This window comes from Alistipes intestinihominis (assembly GCF_040095975.1).
In the GTDB taxonomy this organism is placed as follows: Bacteria; Bacteroidota; Bacteroidia; order Bacteroidales; family Rikenellaceae; genus Alistipes; species Alistipes senegalensis.
On sequence record NZ_JBBMFL010000007.1, the window covers coordinates 169183 to 188941 of the forward strand.

Annotated in this window: 14 protein-coding genes and 1 pseudogene; 10 read left to right on the top strand and 5 right to left on the bottom strand. The window is 56.6% G+C overall.

The annotated features are described in order from the left end of the window. Positions 1-254 precede the first annotated feature (254 nt). Both WMO46_RS07955 and WMO46_RS07960 read right to left on the bottom strand, forming a co-directional pair. The gene (locus tag WMO46_RS07955; RefSeq protein WP_256128650.1) at positions 255-530 is read right to left on the bottom strand and encodes a hypothetical protein; all 276 of its coding nucleotides are present in this window, start codon (positions 528-530) and stop codon (positions 255-257) included. After that, positions 527-913, bottom strand: a complete 387-nt coding sequence (locus WMO46_RS07960; RefSeq protein ID WP_256128649.1) for a DUF6908 domain-containing protein — start codon at positions 911-913, stop codon at positions 527-529. Before WMO46_RS07960 ends, WMO46_RS07955 begins: the two co-directional genes overlap by 4 nt. Before the next feature lie 1992 nt (positions 914-2905). Here WMO46_RS07960 and WMO46_RS07965 point away from each other — a divergent pair. Continuing rightward, a complete protein-coding gene (locus WMO46_RS07965) occupies positions 2906-3745 on the top strand; it encodes a hypothetical protein (RefSeq protein WP_178499236.1) in 840 nt (279 codons plus the stop codon). 69 nt (positions 3746-3814) lie between these two features. Here the strand turns inward: WMO46_RS07965 and WMO46_RS07970 are convergent, their stop codons facing one another. Continuing rightward, on the bottom strand, positions 3815-5479 hold the full coding sequence (locus WMO46_RS07970) for a recombinase family protein (RefSeq protein WP_178499234.1): 1665 nt from the start codon (positions 5477-5479) through the stop codon (positions 3815-3817). Between the two features lie 71 nt (positions 5480-5550). Between WMO46_RS07970 and terL the strand changes: the two are divergent. Continuing rightward, a pseudogene (terL, locus tag WMO46_RS07975) lies at positions 5551-6507 on the top strand (phage terminase large subunit); the annotation flags it as partial. 444 nt (positions 6508-6951) lie between these two features. Continuing rightward, a complete protein-coding gene (locus tag WMO46_RS07980; protein ID WP_349094150.1) occupies positions 6952-8040 on the top strand; it encodes an NAD(P)H-dependent flavin oxidoreductase in 1089 nt (362 codons plus the stop codon). Between the two features lie 74 nt (positions 8041-8114). Here the strand turns inward: WMO46_RS07980 and WMO46_RS07985 are convergent, their stop codons facing one another. Together WMO46_RS07985 and tsaD are read right to left on the bottom strand one after the other, a co-directional pair. Next, positions 8115-8393 (bottom strand): hypothetical protein, encoded by a 279-nt coding sequence (locus tag WMO46_RS07985; protein WP_349094151.1) that lies wholly within the window; start codon positions 8391-8393, stop codon positions 8115-8117. A gap of 397 nt (positions 8394-8790) precedes the next feature. Then, entirely contained in the window at positions 8791-9813 is a 1023-nt protein-coding gene (gene tsaD / locus WMO46_RS07990) for a tRNA (adenosine(37)-N6)-threonylcarbamoyltransferase complex transferase subunit TsaD (RefSeq protein ID WP_019150761.1), read from the bottom strand. A gap of 61 nt (positions 9814-9874) precedes the next feature. Here tsaD and WMO46_RS07995 point away from each other — a divergent pair, with 61 nt between their 5' ends. The 7 genes from WMO46_RS07995 (at position 9875) to tpx (ending at position 19136) form a co-directional block, all read left to right on the top strand. Then, positions 9875-14470, top strand: a complete 4596-nt coding sequence (locus WMO46_RS07995; protein ID WP_349094152.1) for a translocation/assembly module TamB domain-containing protein — start codon at positions 9875-9877, stop codon at positions 14468-14470. Between the two features lie 203 nt (positions 14471-14673). Then, the gene (locus tag WMO46_RS08000; RefSeq protein ID WP_010261042.1) at positions 14674-15348 is read left to right on the top strand and encodes a MotA/TolQ/ExbB proton channel family protein; all 675 of its coding nucleotides are present in this window, start codon (positions 14674-14676) and stop codon (positions 15346-15348) included. Positions 15349-15354: 6 nt separating this feature from the next. After that, entirely contained in the window at positions 15355-15759 is a 405-nt protein-coding gene (locus WMO46_RS08005) for an ExbD/TolR family protein (protein WP_019150759.1), read from the top strand. A gap of 115 nt (positions 15760-15874) precedes the next feature. Further along, positions 15875-16567 carry a TonB family protein gene (locus WMO46_RS08010; RefSeq protein ID WP_349094153.1) on the top strand — a complete coding sequence of 231 codons (693 nt, stop codon included), beginning with the start codon at positions 15875-15877 and terminating at the stop codon, positions 16565-16567. A 255-nt stretch (positions 16568-16822) separates the two neighbouring features. After that, positions 16823-17266, top strand: a complete 444-nt coding sequence (locus tag WMO46_RS08015; RefSeq protein WP_019150757.1) for a DUF1573 domain-containing protein — start codon at positions 16823-16825, stop codon at positions 17264-17266. Beyond that, positions 17267-18580, top strand: coding sequence for an amidohydrolase (locus tag WMO46_RS08020; RefSeq protein WP_026076525.1), 1314 nt, complete (start codon positions 17267-17269; stop codon positions 18578-18580). Positions 18581-18626: 46 nt separating this feature from the next. Further along, the gene (gene tpx / locus WMO46_RS08025) at positions 18627-19136 is read left to right on the top strand and encodes a thiol peroxidase (RefSeq protein WP_276760911.1); all 510 of its coding nucleotides are present in this window, start codon (positions 18627-18629) and stop codon (positions 19134-19136) included. Positions 19137-19759 lie beyond the last annotated feature (623 nt).

Sequence of the window (19759 nt, forward strand, 5' to 3'; positions counted from 1 at the left end):
AAAACAAAGTTGCCAAACAAGTGGGAAAGGGCTGGAAAATAAACTTTGTTTCTTGTAACTTGGGTTAGATGCTTTGTTATTCAATTTAAGCCGACATATTCCCTTTAATCGGGAGTTGCAAATCATTCCAACCCTCAATTATCGAGAATATGCCGACTTAAAATCTGTTTTGATGGTTTGGTAATGGCTGTAAGAATTACAAGTCGCCGATAATCAGCAAACCGACCAACCGAGTATATAGAGTGTTCCGCACGTTATTCTGCGGCTATCTTTTGTATCACGCTGTCCATACAGATAGCCTGTCCGCTGGCTAATCGTCCCCACCAACAGCACCCGTATTCGTCGATAATAACCTCTCCCTCCTGTTTCAGACGTTCGGCCAGCCAACTGTCAATCAACCACCATTCCATGACATCACCCAAGAACGGATAGATATATTCTTCGGCTAATAAGTGCCTGTTGAGCATTTCGTCCACGACTGCGGTTTGATTCGTCAATACGCAGTTCTCCACCAATCGCTGTGCCGTCATAATAGGTGCTGTTGTGTGGCGATATTGCGTAGCCATTGATTAGCAAACGTGGTGTGGCTGGCCTGCAAGCGAGGATTCAACGCTATTCCATCCTCCGACCATCTGACGCTGTTTTCCTCGATACCGCAATAGTCGTTGCGATAATAGTAAGGAATGAATTGCCGAGTTTCATTGTGCAGGGCAAAGAGCATTTCGGGGTCTCGCATGGCATCGCCGTTCTGCTGTCCGTAATGAGCCAGCGAAAAAAAGTCGTACTTGTCGATACGGCCGATCAATTCAAGGTAGACGGGCATATAAGTACCGCCCGAGTTGTCGATTTTGGTTGTTTGTAGAGCCAACAATGCGCGGAAAATCTCCGCCGCCTTTCTGTCAAGTGTTTTCATATATGAAACGGTTTTACATTTGACAATGGAGAGGGGGCTTTAGTATGGAGTAACTGTATGTGCAGGGGATATATTTTACAAAAGAAACAGACATTATAACCTGTTTCTGATAAACGCCTACGACGTGTATGTAAAGAGAGAAATCGGAGTGACGCAATTTTCAAGGGGTATATAAACAAGAAATTCCAAAAATATGTCACCATCTCTTATTAAATGAAAAAGCCCTCGTGCGTAAGCACGGGGGCTGTATATCTAAAATGCAAAACCGCTGAACTCTTCCTTAAACTGTTTTGCTTGTTCGGCTCGTTCCATAACTGCCTTATATTGTTCCTGCATATCGAGCACCTTTATAAAATAGGCCAACGATACCTTATCGGGCAAGGTTTTACATCGTTTATTGAGTTGGTAGGTTATGCTTATTGGCTCTGTTCTCGGTACGTCGATAGCGGTGTATTTTGTAAGCAACACGGACATAGCCCGCTTATCCCAATTTGGCGGTGTTATACCCTTTGATTTACAGAACTCGCATATCTCCTTATAAATCCCTGCATCCGTCTTTCTAACTGCTGAATTGATAAAACATCCAGTCGTCAGTTCATAACCCTTTGCAATCTGCTTTATAAGCCCTAATTGCTGACATTCATTTAATAATGCAGTAATGGTATTGCGGGATAATCCGATACTCTTTGCAATCTGGCTGTTGCTTCATTGGACGGTATCCGTATTATTAAGACATATTGCCTTTAATAAGAGCAGAAACCCTGCAATCTTGGCGGGATAGTTCCTCTTAAAGAAACTATTATCGAGGAAGAAATAGTCTTTGTTTGCTGGCTTTATCTTGTATGAATTTCGCTTTATAAAACCTCTGTCTGCATCTTCTTTAACGGTAGTCTGCACGGTCATATAACCTGCATCTTTTAAGCGTTTGATAACACGTCGGATTGTTCGTTCATCCAATCCCGTCAGTAAGGATAGTTTTTCTTCTGTTATATGGGAAATATTCGTCTTGTGATTGGAGCAACACTTAATGGTCGCTCACACGTAAATATCGACGGGTTTACTGTTGCCCGTCTGAAAGTTCACGATTGATTTGGGGATTACTGTATAATTCATCGTTAGCAATGGAATTTTGATTGTTCGTAAATATGATTTCTTTTAAGTGCAGTAGTTTTCGAAAGCAGGCAATGCCGTAATGCTCTTTTGCCTGCTTGCGGTTGTCGAATCATTTATGGTCTTTGATATGGTAGTACATGGTCTGAAAGACTTATTAGGTTATGTATAAGTAGGTAGTGTATATATAGGACACTTTTGAGCAATCTGCACAGGACAGTTTTGAGCAATCGCCTGTATGCTATGAACCCTACTATCTTGTCAATTTATCTTTGATTTCTCGAAATAAAACATAAATCTTTGATTATTAAATATATAAGTATTATATTAGGGTCGTTCAAAGAAAATTCTTGCAACTTTTTTTGCATGAAAAAATGAATTTACCTCTGAAATTTTGTTATCAACCTTTTGAGCAGTTCGCAAAAACAGAAAGAAATTTTCGGCAAAAAAATGTTTTTACCTCCAAAATTTCGTTATCAATTCGCTGTTCTGCTTTCCGTATTTCTTGATTCCGAATTTATGCTTATAAAGGAAATCTTCATTTCACCCTCAAAAAATGCGGAAATATCGTGCGATAATAGGAAAAGCGGATAGATTCCGCCTTATATGAACTGCTTGATTGATCGGGTGGATGTCTTTGCTGAATTGTTTTACAAAGATATAAAATATTTAACCGATAATCAAATAGTTTAACGCATTTTGCAATAAAATATATGTTTTGCGTTGTTAGCATCTGAAAATCAGTAATAAACTGAAAATTCGACAGAAATTTATTCAGACCTTTGTTCTGCCGTAAGGGTATTCTTTGCGGTCTGCAATCTTTGGGCAGGGATTGCAGCCATTATCAGCCCCTCTGCATAAAGGACAGAGTAAGTAAAAGCCATGAAAAAGATGGTAATTTCAGTAGATGACGCCAACCGTCAGTTTGCATTTGTCAAGGGAAATCGCCCTACAAATAGCAAAGTGGTAAAGGCAAAAGAACGCTCTATCAAAGCGTATGGACAACTCTCACCCGTCACCGTGGTAAACGGTGAAAAGGTAACGGCGATGGGCGGATGTCTGGTTGACCAGCAAGGGAATGAAATACCCAACGATGAAGCCGTGAAGTATTACGCCGTATTGGACGGTCAGCACCGATTGATTGCCTATCAGAATTTGGGGATGAATATGGACGACCTTGTGATTTGTGAACCCCTCAATGCCGAGTTGTCGATTGCCGAGGTTATTGCGCAAATGAATATCTGCACAACGACGTGGAAAGGGGCGGATTATATGGCCGCTCCTGCCATGATGCTGGAAAAATCGAACGAGGTATTCGATTTTGCCATGCTGTTGCATAGCAAAAGCTATCCGCTGGCGACTATCTCGCTGTGGTGTTTAGGCGGTAATACGCTCAAGCCTAAAACTTTGGTGGAGAGTCTGAAAAGCAATAAACTGCCCAAAGAATTTGAAGATACGGGATGGTTTCAACGCAGTATCAAGTGGTATAATGCGGCACAAAGGAAATTTCTCGATGCTTTTCTCGCCAAAAAGTATTTGATTGCACACATAATCACCAAGTTTGCCCATGCAGACGATCCTGTCGCTTTTACCGCTCAAATGGAAGAGAAAATCAACCAGCTGACACGGGAGCAGGCGGATGAAATTATGAATCCTCACAAAGAAGAGAATCAGAGCCGAGAGCAGGCTACCTTTGATTTGCTGAATCAGTATCTCGGATAATCGCAAATGAAAGGGAGAGGGGCGGGAACTATAAATATTCCCACCCCTCGATTTGAATAAAGCAGGGCGTCACGATACGGTGATGCGGTATTCATCCATATCCCGCTCGGTAATGATAGTGTCAAAGGTGTATTCTCTGGGAATTGTAGGCAAAAGCGTATAGGGATGTTCTGGGTCTACGCTGGGATGTGTCGGAACGATTATCACGGCACGGGATATATCCACCGTCCAGAACTCTGGCAACAGAAAGACACCCCCGTTACGATGCTTTTTAATCAGTACATAACGTATCATGCCGTTCTTAAAGACAATCTCCAAAATGCCACGCATAGCAGATAACGAGTGATAAACGACCTTTTGCAATTTCTCCTTATATAAGGCGGATTGCTCCATTTCGCTAAAATCTTTCTGTTCCACGCTCCGTTTTATTTCGGCATCGTTTTCGGCTATCTGTCCGTTCAGTTCGGAAATTTCCTGCTCAATTTGCTTGATTTGTTTGCAAAGTACGTTATAATCGGTTTCCAATTCGTTGATAAGGTCATCGTTATTCAGTTTTTTGATTTTGGCAATCAACGATGCCGATTGCGTTTTCAGTTCATCAACGTTATTGACTTTTCGGGTGATTGTTTCCCGAATCTGTTTGTTTATCCCCTGCAATTCATTTGCCCGCTCCGTATTGAAACGCTTGTATTCCTCGGTGTGCAAGGTTTCCTTTACACATGTCCAGACAGCAGAAAGGACATAAGAGCATTTTATGCCGAAATTCTCACACCGCTGTTTATCGTTATAGGAACTTGAACAACGATAAATCAAATAGCTGTTGTGGTTGGGCTTCATATACAAACTGCATCCGCAAGGACAAAAGATAAGACCTTTCAGCGGATTATAGTATTTAGGAGCATTGCTTTGAAACAGATTGTTTTCACGCATCTGTTTGTTGGCCTTGTCGAAAACCTCTGGTGTAATGATTTGCAATTCTGGAATCGTCCCGTACAATTTACCTCGTCGATAAATCTCACCTTTGTATTTGGGATTGCGGATAATGCGGCAAATGCCAGAATAAGAGAGTTTATAAGGATATAATTTGTTGTAAACTCTCACGGTCTGGCGAATCGTATTGCCGTCGATTAGTTGCTGAAAAAGGTATTTTACCGCTTCGGCTTCTTGGGCATCTACAACAAGCAGATTTTTCGGGGTAAGGTTTAATTTATAATCAGGATTATGAATGACTTTATAACCGAATGGAACAGTCCCGCCTGTAAACATATTCGTAAACTCGGACAATTTGGAGCGTAAACCCGTCTGCATCCGTCCTGCAATCTTGTAGCGTTCATCGGCGCTTGCTTTGGCCTCTACCGACAGCGTGATGATGTCATAAAGAGACAGAACAGTTCCAGCCTTATAAATGCGGTCTTGCTTGTCCAAAAACAGAATATCGACACCCTGTTTCAATAATTCATTGATAGTAGAAAGAACCGATAATATATCGTCTTCACGCGATAAACGGGAGAGTTCAGAAACGATAATCATGTCTGCAACGGTGTCGTCCACCTCTAACAGTTCATTAATACTCTTTCTGTCCTTTCTGGCTCCCGAAATCTTCTCTTGAATGATTTTGATCAGATGATAATTTCGTTCGGTACAATAGGCCGTAATAAGTTCAACCTGACGGGTGATGTCTTGCGCTTCCGTCGATACACGGGCATAACCCACAACTCGTTTCGATTTCTCCATAACGCTAATAATCAATCTTTTGTGCAAATATAATGTTTTTTACGATATTTTGCGACAAAATTGATTACTTTCTGTATAAGGATGCGCTCGAAGCCAATTCGCCGCTCGTCCGCGCCAACTGCTGGGAGTGGTACACCTCGGTGGTGAGGACCCGCATGCACAACGCCTCGCGCGAACTGATCGTCTTTACGCGCTGGCACGAGGAGGATTTGATCGGCACCCTCGCGGCCCGCGAGCCTGTCGAGGAGTTGCGCGAGTGGCCGCAGCTGGAGAGCCTGCCCGCCGACCGGTGGCTGCACCTCAATTTCGAGGCCCTGAAAAGCGGTCCGCCCACCGGCATCGACCCCCGGCAGCCCGGCGAAGCGTTGTGGGAGGAGCAGCACGGCGCGGCCCTGCTGGCGGCCAAACGGCGGCTGGACCCCCTGCAATTCGAGGCGATGTACCAGGGCCGCCCCTCGTCCCGCGAGGGACTTTTGTACGGGCTGAATTTCGCCGAGTACGACGATCTTCCCCGCGAGATCGTCCGCCGCGCCAACTACACCGACACGGCCGACACGGGCGACGACTACCTCTGCTCGATCTGCTACGCCGTCGATGCCGACGGGGTGATCTACGTCACCGATGCGGTCTACTCGCGCGAACCGATGGAGACGACCGAGCCGCTGGTGGGGGAGGCGTTAGTGCGCTCCGACACGCGGCAGGCGGCCGTCGAGAGCAACAACGGCGGCCGCGGCTTCGCCCGGGCCGTGCAGGCGCTGGCTCCGGGCGTCCGGGTCGAGTGGTTCCACCAGAGCGCCAACAAGGAGGCCCGCATCCTCTCCAATTCGGCGACGGTCCTGCACCTCCTGCGGTGGCCCCGGGGGTGGAACCTCCGCTGGCCCGAGCTGTACGCCCATCTGACGACCTACCGGCGGAAATTCCGCGCCAACCGCTGGCACGACGCCGCCGACGTTGTGACGGGCATCATCGAGCGCGAAACCGCGGGCCGGGACCGCAAGCGGGTCCGGGGCGTGCGGTTCTGCCGGTGAGGGGCGGATGACGGGTGCCTGCCCGGACGGAGCGCGGCGGTTCTTTCCCGCCGTTTCCTCCCCGGCAGCCCCTCCCCGCTGTCCGGCGCCGCTTTCCGGGCGGTTCCTCCCCGCCGTTCCTCCCCGCCGTTCCTCCCCGCCGTTCCTCCCCGCCGTTCCTCCCCGCCGTTTCCTCCCCGCCGTTTCCTCCCCGCCGTTTCCTCCCCGCCGTTCCTCCCCGCCGTTCCTCCCCGCCGTTTCCTCCCCGCCGTTTCCTCCCCGCCGTTCCCTCTCCGCCGTTCCCTCTCCGCCGTTCCTCCCCGCCGTTCCCTTCCCGCTGTCCGGCGCCGCTTTTCGGGCGGGCAATGTGAAGCCTGCGTTAAATATGTTCCCGCGCGGAATCAAACGGCCCGATTTTCCGTACCTTCGTCGTGGTTATGTAACCGGATTTTGAAAATAAACAGCATGAAATCACTGAAAATCGGAAATTTGTGCGCCTCGATGCCCATCGTGCAGGGCGGCATGGGCGTAGGCGTGTCTCTCGCGGGCCTGGCTTCGGCCGTGGCCGATCAGGGCGGCGTCGGCATCATCTCGTCGGCCGGCCTCGGGGCGATCTATAACGACTACTCGAAAGACTACCGCGCGGCCTCGATCTGGGGGCTGAAAGAGGAGCTTCGCAAGGCCCGTGCAGCCACGCGCGGCATCATCGGCGTCAACGTCATGGTCGCCATGTCCAACTTCGCCGACATGGTGCGCACGGCCATCGCCGAGAAGGCCGACATCATCTTCTCGGGAGCCGGGCTCCCGCTCAACCTGCCGTCGTTCCTGACCGAGGGCGCCCGGACCAAGCTGGCCCCGATCGTTTCGTCGGCGCGCGCCGCGAAACTGCTGTGCCGGAAATGGTTCTCGGAGTACAGGTACGTTCCCGACGCCATCGTCGTCGAGGGCCCCAAGGCGGGCGGCCACCTGGGCTACAAGGCCGAGCAGATCGCCGACGAGCACTATTCGCTGGAGACGCTCGTTCCGGAGATCGTCGCCGAGGTCCGGGCCTTCGAGCTCGAACACGACTGCCGCATTCCGGTGATCGCCGGCGGCGGCATCTATACGGGCGAGGACATCTACCGCATCATGGAGCTGGGCGCCGCGGGCGTCCAGATGGGCACGCGCTTCGTCACGACCGAGGAGTGCGACGCCGATCCGGCCTTCAAGCAGAGCTACATCGAAGCCCGCGAGGAGGACATCGAGATCATCCAGAGCCCTGTGGGCATGCCGGGGCGGGCCATCCGCAATTCGTTCCTCGACCGGGTGAAAGAGGGGCTGAAACGCCCGAAGAGCTGCCCGTTCGACTGCATCAAGACCTGCGACGTGACGCACAGCCCCTATTGCATCATGCTGGCGCTCTACAACGCCTTCAGGGGCAGGCTCCGCAACGGCTACGCTTTCTGCGGGGCGAACGCCTGGCGTGCCGAGAAGATCCAGTCGGTGCGGGAGCTGATGGCCTCGCTGCGCGCGGAATACGAAACTTTCGCCGCCGGCTTGAAAAACCGGCTCTGACCGACGCCGGTCCTATGCGAAACCCCTTCCGAACATACGTCCGGAAGGGGTTTTCCGTGGCGGTCCGGGCGCTCCTATACCCAGCCGGAGTAGGGGGCGTAGAGGACGCCCGGGGAGTTGTCGATGCCGGTGAGCAGCCAGCCGATGCCGTATTGCGGAAAATGGGTGTGGATGCGCAGCGCCAGGTCGCGGCTGATGCCGTTGTGCCCGCGCTTGATCTGATAGAGATTTTCGCCCCGCGACAGTCCGATATGGCGGGCGAAAGCGTTGATCGTGAGTCCCGAATCGTCGATAATCTGCTGGAGGCGCTGCCAGTCTTCGAGGTTGCGTTCGCGGATGGATTCCTTTGTCATGGAGCCGAGTCGTTTTGGGGTCCCTTATCCGCGCCCGCCTGAGAGGCGGGTTTAGGGGCGGAGGCGGGTTTCCGTGTTTCTGATCCATGTCCGCGCTCCCGGCGCACCACGCCGAAAAAACGCGGACTACTGTTACCTATTCGCTCTGAGGCTCTGGCAAGCCCTGCAAGAAATAAGCACATATAGCCCGCGCCGTTGTGACGTAGGAATCATATCCCGTGCCAGTCCCGGCGCAGGCACGCCGTAACAGCAGGAATATGTGCTTAATCACCTGCTAAAAATTTGCCAGATTTCAGAGCTTGATTAAGCGGCCCGCTATTGCGGACGTAGTGCAAATATAGACAAAAAAATCCGAATCCGATCGCTTCCGGACTTTTTGTGTAACGAAACGGCCTTTCTACAACTCTTCGAGGCGCGCCACGGGCGAAACGTCGAGCGAGGCGAATTCCCCCTGCTTGTAACGGTAATAACCCGCCATAGCGATCATCGCCGCGTTGTCGGTCGTGAACTTGAATTCCGGCAGGAACGTCCGCCACCCCCGGCGGCGGCCCGTCTCGACGATGCCGTCGCGGAGCCCCGAATTGGCCGAGACGCCGCCCGCGATGGCGATGTCGCGGATGCCCGTCTCCTTCGAGGCGCGGACGAGCTTGTCGAGCAGGATTTCGACGATGGTGGATTGCAGCGACGCGCAGAGGTCCGCCTCGTGCTTCACGATGAAGTCGGGGTCGGCCGCCACGGCGTCGCGCAGCGTGTAGAGGAACGAGGTTTTCAGCCCTGAGAACGAATAGTCGTAACCCTCGACGCGGGGGCGTGCGAAACGGAACGCCTTCGGGTCGCCCTCCTTGGCCCGGCGGTCGATCACCGGACCGCCCGGATAGGGCAGCCCCATCACCTTGGCGCACTTGTCGAACGCTTCGCCCGCGGCGTCGTCGATCGTCGTGCCGATGATCTCCATCTCCAGCGGGGAGTCCACGCGCACGATCTGCGTGTGGCCGCCGCTGACCAGCAGGCACAGGAACGGGAAACCGGGGTGGGGCAGCGTGCGGTCCGGCAGGTCGATGAAGTGCGAGAGGATGTGGCCCTGGAGGTGGTTGACCTCGACCATCGGGATGTTGCGGGCGATCGAGAGGCCCTTGGTGAACGACACGCCCACGAGGAGCGAGCCGACCAGTCCGGGGCCGCGCGTGAAGGCGATGGCGTCGAGCTGCGAAGCGTCGATCCCGGCCTCCCGGAGCGCCGTGTCCACGACGGGGATGATGTTCTGCTGGTGGGCCCGTGAGGCCAGTTCGGGGATCACGCCGCCGTATTTGACGTGCACGGCCTGCGAGGCGATGACGTTCGACAGCAGCACGTTGCCGCGCAGCACCGCCGCAGAGGTGTCGTCGCACGAGGATTCGATGCCCAGAATTGTAATATCCATCGGGAATTATAATTGTTTTTTAACTATTTTCGTTAAATTTGCAGGTTATAACGAGCTCCTGATGCGCAAAGGTATAAAAATATTGGGAAAGGTGTTCTCGGCGGCGGTTTGGTTGCTGATAATTCTGCCCGTTTTCCTTTCGCTGCTGCTCGACATTCCCGCCGTGCAGAACTTCGTGGTGCACAAGGCCGCGGAGGCCGTTTCGCGCAAGCTGGAGACCACCGTGTCGATCGAACGCGTGGACATCGGCATCTTCTCGAAAATCAAGGTCAAGGGCTTCTACGTCGAGGATTACGGGCGCGATACGCTGCTCTACGTCGGGAAGCTCGACGCCTACGTCACGGGCTTCGGCCTCTTCGGCGGGGGCCTCGCGTTCAGCCGCGGGGAGATCGCCGACGCCAAGCTCTATCTGCGGCAGATGCCCGACGGGGAGATGAACATCAAGCAGATCGTCAGCCGCATATCCGATCCCGACAAACCCCGGAAGGGCAATTTCAAACTCTCGATCAGCCGGGCTTCGATCGAGAATATGGACCTCTGCCTCGAACGGATCGACAGCCTCGCGCGACACCGCGACTACGGCATTGACTTCTCGCACATGCACCTCTACGGCCTGACGGCCCGCGTGGACGACTTCACCATCGACGGGTCGGCCATCTACACCACCGTCGCGGCCCTCACGGCCCGCGAGCGCAGCGGCTTCGTGCTGGACCACCTCGCGGGGCGTTTCTACATGACGCAGGGGTGTCTGGGCTTCGAGGACGCCTCGATCGTCACCGCGCGTTCGAACGTCCGGATTCCCTATATCTCGCTGGTCGGCAACTCGTGGGCCGAATACAAGGATTTTCTCGGGCAGGTGCGCATCGACGCCGCGCTGCGCAACACCTCGGTCTCGACCGACGACATCGCGTGGTTCGCTCCCGGGCTGCGCGACTGGCATCTGGATTTCAGCGATATAGACATCGAGGTCGCGGGCGTGGTGGCGGATTTCACGGCCAAGGTCCGGAGCATGCACATCGGCGAGGGCACGACGCTCGTGGCCGACGCCGCGGTGAAGGGGCTGCCGGAGATCCGCGACACGTGGTTCGACCTCTCGGTGCCCCGCCTGCACTCCTCGGCCGAGGCGATGGACGGGCTGGCCCTCGGCATCGCCGGGCGCAAGCTCCCGGACAGGCTGGTCGGGATACTCGGCAACTCGGGGAGCATCGACCTCGATGCCCGCTTCAAGGGGAAGCTCTCGGCGTTCGACATGCAGCTGGGGGCCGCGACCGAGGTGGGCGACGTGTCCTGCAACCTGCGGATGTCGCCGCTGAAAAGGGGCCTGAGCAGCGTGCGGGGCGATGTCGAGACGCGCGACCTGCGGCTGGGCGACCTGCTCGACCGCCGCGATCTGCTGGGCAACGCCACCCTCACGGCCTATGTCGATGGCGTGATCGGCAAGGGCGTGGCCGACGCCAACGTCGTGGGCAACGTCACCCGGCTGGGCTTCAACGGCTATGTCTACGACTCGCTGCGGCTGGACGGCCGTCTGCGCAACCGGGAGTTCGACGGCCTGATCACGGCCCGCGACCCCAATTTGGACTTCGACTTCTTCGGACTGGTGGATTTCAACGACTCGGTGCCGCGCTACGACTTCACGATGGACCTGCGGCACGCCGATCTGGCGCGCCTGCACATCAACCGCCGCGACTCGGTGTCGCAGCTCTCGGCGCACATCGCGGCCAAGGCCGGGGGGCGTTCGCTGGACGACCTGAACGGCCGCATCCAGGTGACCGACGCCCGCTACCGCTACAACGACAAGGAGATCGAGGCGACGAACATGACCGTCACGGGCGAGAACTCCGCGCAGAGCAAGTTCGTGGAGCTGCGCTCGGATTTCGCCGACGCCACGTTCCGCTCCAAGACCAGCTACCGTACGGTGTTCGAATACCTGCGGCGGAGCGCGTGGAAATACCTTCCGATGCTGAGCGAGGCCCCGCCCGAAACGGGGCCTTCGGAGCGCAAGGCCGCCGTGGCGAACGATTTTTCGCTGCTCTCGGTCAACATCCGCAACTTCAACCCCGTGGCCGACGCCGTGTCGGCGGGCTTGCAGGTGGCCGACGGATCGTCGCTCCAGCTGCTGTTCAATCCGGCCAGCGACCAGCTGTCGCTCAAAGCCTCGTCGGAGTACATCGAGCGCCGGCGGATGCTGGCCACGCGCCTCTCGGTCAACGCCTCGAACCGCGGCGACTCGCTGGCGGTCTACGCCTCGGCCGAGGACCTCTACGCCGGGGTGCTGCACCTGCCGCGCCTCTCGCTGACGGGCGGTGCCCGTCAGGGCCGCGTGCAGCTCTCGGCGGGCTTCGACGACACGACGCGCCGGGTTTCGGGTCTCGTGGGAATCCGTACGTCGGTGGCCGACGAGCACGGCGCCAATGGGCGTGTGGTGGACCTGCGCATACTCCCGTCGCACATCACCCGCGGCAACAAGACGTGGCAGATCTATGCCCGCAAGATACTGATCGACACGGCGCGGATCGTCATCGACAGGTTTTTCGTGATGAACCGCGAACAGGAACTGCTGCTCGACGGCGTAGCCTCGCGCAGCCGCGAGGATTCGGTGACCCTCTCGCTGCGCAATTTCGACCTGTCGCCCTTCACGCAGGTCGCCGAACGCATGGGCTACGTCATCGAGGGCCGCACGAACGGTTCGGCGAAGATGAAGTCGGTGCTGCGGGGCGGCGAGATCTCGGCCGACATCCTTTTCGACAGCGTCGAGGTCAACGACATTCCCGCGCCGCCGATGCGTCTGGCGTCGCGCTGGGACTTCGCCCGCAACCGGGCGGGCGTGACGGTGGTCAACCGCGTCAAGCGCGACACGCTCGTGCGGGGCTTCTACGCCCCGGACCGGATGCGCTACTACGCCCGGCTGGATGTCGATAGCCTCGACATGGGGCTGCTCGACCCGATTCTGACGGGGGTGATCTCCTCCACCGAGGGCGTCGCCTCGGCCGAACTCGTCTTGCAGGGACAGCGCCGCGACGCCGAACTCGCCGGCGAGGTCCGTGTCTCGGGGCTGAAAACCCGGGTCGATTTCACGCAGGTCGCCTACTCGATGCCCGAAGCGGTGCTGTCGGTGAAGAACAACCGCTTCAAGGCTTCGAACGTCGCGGTGTTCGACCCCCAGGGCCACCGCGGACGCTTCGACTTCGACATGAGCCTGCAACACCTGTCGAACATCTCCTACGACGTGCGGGTGGCCCCGCAGCAGATGCTGGTGCTCGACACCGGCCCCGACGACAACGACGTTTTCTACGGAAAGGTCTACGCCACGGGGTCGGCCCGCATCTCGGGCGACAAGGGGGCCGTCCGGATGGACATCACAGCCGCCACCGACGGCAATTCGTCGTTCGTGTTGCCGCTGTCGAGCAAGTCGAACATCTCGAACGCCGATTTCGTGCGCTTCGTGCAGCCCGAGAAGACCGATACGCTCGACAACGTGGCGCGCAAGAAACTCCTCTTCGAACGCAAGCACCGCCAGCGTGCGGACGCCGCCAGCCAGATGAACATCACTATGGCGCTCAACGTGCGCCCCGATGCCGAGGTCGAAATCGATGTTGAGGGCAACACGGTGAAGGGGCGCGGAGAAGGGACCCTGAACCTCGAAATCAACCCCCGGGCCAATATCTTCGAGATCTACGGCGACTACACCATCTCCGAGGGCAGTTTCATGCTCTCGCTCCAGCAGATCATCAACAAGCGTTTCACCATCGAGAGCGGTTCGTCGATCCAGTGGACCGGTTCGCCGATGAACGCCCTGCTGGACATCGACGCCGTTTACAAGCTCAAAGCCTCGTTGCAGCCTTTGTTGCAGGGCACCTCCGAGAATCTCGGCGGCGACCGTTCGGTGCCCGTGGAGTGCGTCATCCACCTCGGGGACCGGCTGTCGAACCCCTCGATCGGTTTCGACGTGCGGGTGCCCGGCTCCGATCCCGAGACCCAGACGCTGGTGGCCAACGCCCTCTCGACCCCCGAGACGGTCGATACGCAGTTCCTCTACCTGCTGCTGTTCAACAGCTTCATGTCCGAGAGTTCGTCGCAGGCCAACGCCAACATCGGCAGTTCGGTGTCGGCGGCCACGGGACTGGAGTTCGTGTCGAACATGGTGAGCAACTGGCTCTCGTCGTCGGACTACAACGTGGTGATCCGCTACCGGCCCAAGTCGGAACTGACGAGCGACGAGGTGGATTTCGGGCTCTCGAAGAGCCTCATCAACAACCGCCTGTTCGTCGAGGTCGAGGGCAACTACCTGATCGACAACAAGCAGGCGACGGTGAACAACAACTCGATGTCCAACTTCATGGGCGAGGCTTACATCACCTACCTGATCGACCGCGCCGGAACGCTCAAGCTGAAAGCCTTCACGCAGACGATCGACCGTTTCGACGAGAACCAGGGTTTGCAGGAGACCGGCATCGGCGTCTACTTCAAGGAGGATTTCAACAACCTGAGGGACCTGCGCAACCGCATCCGGGAGCGCTTCACCAACAAGAAGCGCAAGGCCCGGCGCATGGCGCGGCGTACGGCCCGGGCGGCCGAAAAAGCGGCCGAAGAGGCGGAAAAAGAGCGGCAGCGGGAGCCGGCGGATACGCTGTTCATAATTAAAAATGAAGAATGAAAAATTAAAAATTGAGACTTTGCCGTTTGCATTCCGGTTGTAAATCCGGTCGCGATGCGACAAGCCCCCTCCGAGGGCGGCTTGAAAAGCCGCGTTTGGAAGGCTGGTAGCGAAGACTTGCTCCGGGAGCCGTAAATACCAAAGCGCTCGAAAGCGAGATTGAGGAATAGAATACTTGTAAACTTTAATATTTGTAAAACATTATGATGACATTTTTGCAGGCCGCCGAGGCGGTGGCCGTTAGTGAGGAGACCCGCATGGGCTTGTGGACCCTGTTTACCAAAGGCGGCTGGCTGATGTGGCCGCTGCTGGCGCTGGGCGGCGTGACGATCTTCATCTTCGTGGAGCGCTTCATGGCCATCCGCAAGGCTTCGGTGCTGGACATGAACTTTATGAACCGCATCCGCGACTACATCTCCGACGGCAAGATCTCGACGGCCGTGAACCTCTGCAAGAAGACCGACACGCCGATCGCCCGCATGATCGAAAAGGGCATCGAGCGCATCGGACGCCCCATGAGCGACGTGCAGACCGCCATCGAGAACGTCGCCAACCTCGAAGTCTCGAAACTCGAAAACGGCCTGCCGTTCCTGGCCACGATCGCCGGCGGCGCCCCGATGATCGGTTTTCTCGGCACGGTGCTCGGCATGGTGCAGACCTTCATGGACATGTCCGCCGCGGGCGGCACGGTCGATCTGGGGCTGTTGTCGAGCGGTATGTACGTGGCGATGGTGACCACGGTGATGGGTCTGATCGTCGGCATCCCGGCCTACTTCGGCTACAACTACCTCGTGGCGCGCATCGAGAAGCTGGTGTTCCAGATGGAGGCCAACTCGATCGCATTCATGGACATTCTGAATCAACCCGTTCAAAAATAGCGCATTATGGCAATCAAACACGGATCGAAAGTCGATAAATCGTTCTCGGCCTCGTCGATGACCGACCTGATGTTCCTGCTGCTGCTGTTCCTGCTGATCGCCACGACGCTGATCAACCCCAACGCCCTGAAACTGATGCTTCCGAAGAGCTCGAACCAGTTGAAGGACAAGGCGATGACCACGGTTTCGATCCAGCAGAGCGGCGCGTCGTACAACTACTACGTCGAGTTGCAGAAGGTGCAGGGCATCGAGGGCGTGGAGCGGGCGTTGAAGGCGCGCCTCGACGGCCAGAAGGACGCCACGGTGTCGCTCCACTGCGACAAGACGGTGGCCGTCGATGAGGTGGTCAAGGTCATGAACATCGCCAAAGACAACAATTACAAACTTATTTTGGCGACATCGCCGAAATAAGTTCGATTAAAAATGAAAAATTGAGAATTGAAAGAGAGATATTGTGGATGTGTGGCCGGATTTGCCGTACAGACAATTTTTAGTTTTTCATTCTTAATTTTTAATTGGGAAGCCAATGTATTATTACGATCCCGATAATAAGAATCCTCGCCGATGGGCGGCGGTCGCGGCGGCGGTCTACTGTGTGCTGCTGGCCGGTTCGTTCGCGCTGGTGTCGTTCGACGTTTCGCAGGCGGTGGAGAAGCCCGGCGACACGATCCTCGTCGATTTCACCGAGCCGCCCGTTCCCGAGCCGCCGAAGCCGCCCGTGAAGATCGCCACCGAGCCGCGCGTGCACGACGTTGCGGCTCCCGTGGAGCAGACGGCGCAGGTCGCCGGCAAGGACGAGGTGACCCAGACCCCCAACCCCAAGGCACTCTTCAAGATGAACAAGGGCGGGGCCGACGAACCCGACAATGCGGGCAATCCCCGCGCTCAGCAGGGCGAGGACAAGGCCAGCGGCACCGGGCCGGGGCTCAATCCCGACGGGCTGGACCAGCTGGACCAGGGCTTGAAAGGACGCGGACTGGTGGGCGACCTCCCCAGGCCGTCGTATCCGGGTTCGAAGAGCGGCAAGGTCGTCATCCGCGTGACGGTCGATGCCAAAGGGCGCGTGACGGGCGCCTCCTACGAGCCGAAAGGCTCCACTACGGACGCCGCCGAGTTGATCGAGGCGGCCAAAGCCGCGGCCCGCAAGGCGCGTTTCACCGAGAGCCGCGCGGCGGTGCAGGGCGGCACGATAACCTATATCTTCCGCATGCAGGCTTAGGAAGCCTGTTTTAAGAGCGATCGGGACGGTGCCCGCTTTTTGTCCGCTTCTCCGCCCGCCCGGCTAAGAGCCGGGATTTAGAGGGCGACGGTTCGTCGGAACGCTTTCCATCCGGCTTTCCGCCTGCCCGGCTAAGAGCCGGGATTTAGAGGGCGACGGTCTGTTGGAACGCTTTCCATCCGGCTTTTCGCCCGCCCGGCTAAGAGCCGGGATTTAGGGCATTTGGTATGATATTGGATTAAATAAATTTGAACGATGAAAATACTACTGCTGACAATCCTCGCCTGCCTGCTTTTCGGGGCGGCGTATGCCGAAAGACCTGCTAAGGGGGCGCACCTGAAGATGGACGACCCGACCCACGATTTCGGCGACGTGCCGCGCAAGGGCGGCGATCTGGTGCACGAATTCAAGTTCGTCAACGACGGCACGGCGCCGCTGGTCATCGTGCGCGTCATCACCTCGTGTTCGTGCCTCAGCGCCTCGTTCTCGAAGCGCCCCGTGGCGCCCGCCGACTCGGGGGTGATCCGCATTGTGTACGAACCCCACAAGAGCGAGCCGGGAGCCTTCAACAAGGTGATCCAGGTCTACTCCAACTCGGTGGACGGCCGCGACGTGATCACCGTGCAGGGCAACTCCATCGACAAGCCCGAGCGCGGGAAAGTGAAAATTAAGAGTGAAAAATTAAAAATTAAGAATTAGATGCCGATACTCTTTTCAAACGCGACGGTGCTGCCGATGACGGCCTCCGGCGGCGAACCCCGGACCTTTACGGGCTGGGTGGGCACCGACGGCGACCGCATCGCGCTGGCGACGGCTTCGGAGGCGGATGCTGCGGCGTTCCGCGCGGCGCATCCCGGACTCCGGGAGATCGACTGCCGGGGCAAACTCGTGATGCCGGGGCTGGTGAACACCCATTGCCACGCGGCCATGACCCTCCAGCGCAGCTATGCCGACGACATCTCGCTGATGGCGTGGCTCCACGACTATATCTGGCCTTTCGAGGCGCACCAGACCCCTGACGACGTGAAGCTGGGCATGACGCTCGGCATCGTCGAGATGCTGTTGGGCGGCGTGACATCGTTCGTCGATATGTACTATTTCGAGGATCGTTGCGTGGAGGTGGCCGAACGGCTGGGCATCCGGGCCCTGCTGGGCTGCAACTACTTCGATACGAATGCCGATGAGGTGCTGCCCCGGGTCGGGGAGGCCGTGCGGCTGGCCGCCGCCGGTTCCGGCCGGGTGCGGATCGCCGTGGCGCCCCATTCGCCTTACACCGTGTCGCCCGAAAACCTCCTGCGCGGCAAGGAGCTGGCCGACCGGTACGGCCTGCACCTGATGACCCACATTTCGGAGACGCAGGACGAGGTGCGCATCGTGCGCGAGAAATACGGATGCACCTCCGTCGAACACCTCGACGCGCTGGGGTTGTTGGGTCCGAAGACGATCGGCGCCCATTGCATCCACGTGACCGACAGCGACATCGGGACCCTCGCTGCGCGGGGCGTCACCGTGTCGCACAACCCGCAGAGCAACATGAAGATTTCGAGCGGCGTGGCTCCCGTCGAGCGGCTGCGGGCCGCCGGGGCGCTGGTGACGGTCGGCACCGACGGAACCTGCTCGAACAACGACCTCGACATGTTCGAGGAGCTGCGCACGGCGGCTTTCCTGCAAAAATCCGCGACGGGCGATCCCGTGGCGCTCCCGGCCTACGAGGCCCTGCGGCTGGCGACGGCCAACGGCGCCCGGGCGATGGGGTATGCCGACGGCGAGCTGGGCGTGATCCGCACGGGCGCGCTGGCCGACGTGATCGTCGTGGATATGCAGAAACCCCATTTGCAGCCCGTTCACGATGTCGTGTCGAATGTGGTCTACTGCGGCAAGGCGTCGGATGTCGAGACGGTCGTGGTCGGCGGACGTATCGTCGTCGAAAACCGCCGCATCGGGGGCATCGACCTGCCGGAGCTTTACCGCGGGGTGGCTGAGGCCGTCGCGCGGATCAAGGCGGCCGAATAGCTGGGCGGCATCGGAATTGTAGAATTCATTCAAAAACAGACGAATTATGGATCACAAAGTAACTTTCGGCGGCAAGCCCGTGACGCTTGTCGGCAATCGCTGCAAGGCGGGCGAAAAAGCCCCCTCATTTACGGTCATCGACGCTGCGCTGAAACCCGTCCCGTCGGAGGATTTTCGCGGCAAGGTTCGCATTTTCAGCGTTTTCCCGTCGGTGGACACTCCGGTCTGCTCGTTGCAGAACATCCGGTTCAACCGCGAGGCTTCGAAGCTGGGCGACGACGTGGTCGTCCTGGCGTTGTCGGTGGACCTTCCCTTCGCGCAGAAGCGTTTCTGCGCCGCCGAGGGGATCGACCGCGTGCACGTCTTCTCGGATTACAAGGAGTTGGATTTCGGCATGAAATACGGCTTCGTGATCGACGAATTGCGCCTGCTGGCCCGCGGCGTGGTGGTCGTGGACCGGGACGACGTGGTGCGTTACGTGGAGTACGTGCCCGAGATCACCCACGAACCCGACTACGACAAGGCGCTGGCCTTCGTGCGCGACCTGGCGAAATAGAACGGTGCCGGAAACGAAAAGAGGCTGTCTGCGATTTGTCAGACAGCCTTTTTTTCGGGGGGGGGATATGTCTGGTGACATATTCCGTTAAAACGGGAATATAGGCCATTCGGGCTGTATGGCCTATCCGGCGCAAAAAATGTCCGCAAATAGTTGTGGATTCGGATTTTTTGTATTAGTTTTGAATTGCGGTCCGCCGATAGGCGGACGTATGTACTTCGTTTCCGTAAAAGTCTGGAACCTTTTTTGAAGAACGAAGCACAAGGATGCCCGACGGGTCGTGTTTCCCACGCCTCGGATTGTGGTATCGTACCATGTCTATGGGCGTGGGCTCTTGTGCTCTATATCTTCACGGTTTTCCAGAGCCTTACGGAATATATCACAAAGTCTACGTCCGTTTTTTAATTTCCGGCGGGTCGCATAACTTAAAATTGAAAAAATTATGCTATATTTGTATCGGAAATAATTTAATAAAGGTTAAGACAAACCTTTATACCGTTCCGGTAAACTCGCGACTTGTTATAGCGATATAACATTTATTTTGGAGTGGTGTAAAATTTGTCTGAAACCTGTGTTTTGCCCCTGCATTTCGGTGCAGGTGGCATGCACGGGCGTAAGGGCAG

Bases quoted from the DNA above. Each gene is read 5' to 3' on its own strand.
- WMO46_RS07955 (WP_256128650.1), bottom strand. From the start codon at position 530: ATGACGGCACAGCGATTGGTGGAGAACTGCGTATTGACGAATCAAACC.
- WMO46_RS07960 (WP_256128649.1), bottom strand. From the start codon at position 913: ATGAAAACACTTGACAGAAAGGCGGCGGAGATTTTCCGCGCATTGTTG.
- WMO46_RS07965 (WP_178499236.1), top strand. From the start codon at position 2,906: ATGAAAAAGATGGTAATTTCAGTAGATGACGCCAACCGTCAGTTTGCA.
- WMO46_RS07970 (WP_178499234.1), bottom strand. From the start codon at position 5,479: ATGGAGAAATCGAAACGAGTTGTGGGTTATGCCCGTGTATCGACGGAA.
- WMO46_RS07980 (WP_349094150.1), top strand. From the start codon at position 6,952: ATGAAATCACTGAAAATCGGAAATTTGTGCGCCTCGATGCCCATCGTG.
- WMO46_RS07985 (WP_349094151.1), bottom strand. From the start codon at position 8,393: ATGACAAAGGAATCCATCCGCGAACGCAACCTCGAAGACTGGCAGCGC.
- tsaD (WP_019150761.1), bottom strand. From the start codon at position 9,813: ATGGATATTACAATTCTGGGCATCGAATCCTCGTGCGACGACACCTCT.
- WMO46_RS07995 (WP_349094152.1), top strand. From the start codon at position 9,875: ATGCGCAAAGGTATAAAAATATTGGGAAAGGTGTTCTCGGCGGCGGTT.
- WMO46_RS08000 (WP_010261042.1), top strand. From the start codon at position 14,674: ATGATGACATTTTTGCAGGCCGCCGAGGCGGTGGCCGTTAGTGAGGAG.
- WMO46_RS08005 (WP_019150759.1), top strand. From the start codon at position 15,355: ATGGCAATCAAACACGGATCGAAAGTCGATAAATCGTTCTCGGCCTCG.
- WMO46_RS08010 (WP_349094153.1), top strand. From the start codon at position 15,875: ATGTATTATTACGATCCCGATAATAAGAATCCTCGCCGATGGGCGGCG.
- WMO46_RS08015 (WP_019150757.1), top strand. From the start codon at position 16,823: ATGAAAATACTACTGCTGACAATCCTCGCCTGCCTGCTTTTCGGGGCG.
- WMO46_RS08020 (WP_026076525.1), top strand. From the start codon at position 17,267: ATGCCGATACTCTTTTCAAACGCGACGGTGCTGCCGATGACGGCCTCC.
- tpx (WP_276760911.1), top strand. From the start codon at position 18,627: ATGGATCACAAAGTAACTTTCGGCGGCAAGCCCGTGACGCTTGTCGGC.